A 709-nucleotide genomic window follows, 5' to 3' on the forward strand; every position below is an offset into this window, starting at 1 on the left:
TTATCACTTGTTTTTTTATTTGTCAACAACTTTTTTAAGTTATTTTCAAATTTATTTGCCGCATCTCTCAGCGACGAAATTTATATTACCATGCTTATAAAATAATTTCTATATATATTTTATTATTATATCAAATTATCTTATTATATCTATTTTTATCTTATTATATCTCTATTTTTCTATTATTGATACGCTAGGATAAGTTATTGATGCCTTTAATTACTCCTCTAAGCATCATTAAATAATTTTTTATAAAATAATAAAATTTCATTATCATATAATATTAAAAATATATTTTAAATTAAATTTATTATACTTAAAGCAAAAATCCATCAGATATACTGGTGGATTTTTATTTTGTGACATAGCTCTTTATTATTAGCATCTCCTAAGATGTATACAAATCTCATAAAAACCTTTCTTACTTAATACTCTTAAAATACTCTAAACTCATAACTCACACTTTTAATATATTCTCTTCATAAAATATTTTTTTCCTACATTTGATTTAAAATACAATATAGTATTTTAAACTCTACCTCTAATATAAGAATATCTATAACGTATACGAAAACTCAACATTAATAAGAATTTTTTTTAAATACAAAAAAAGCTACGATATACTCGTAGCTTTGGTGGAGGTAAAGGGATTCGAACCCTTGACCCCTTGCGTGCAAGGCAAGTGCTCTCCCAACTGAGCTATACCCCC

At 24.4% G+C, this 709-nt stretch carries 1 tRNA gene; it reads right to left on the minus strand.

Annotated features, from left to right (window positions below):
• Window positions 1–633: 633 nt before the first annotated feature.
• Window positions 634–709: transfer RNA gene (locus ACQPUY_RS17730), tRNA-Ala, on the minus strand.

This window comes from Clostridium nigeriense (assembly GCF_050585245.1).
Lineage (GTDB): Bacteria > Bacillota > Clostridia > Clostridiales > Clostridiaceae > Clostridium > Clostridium nigeriense_A.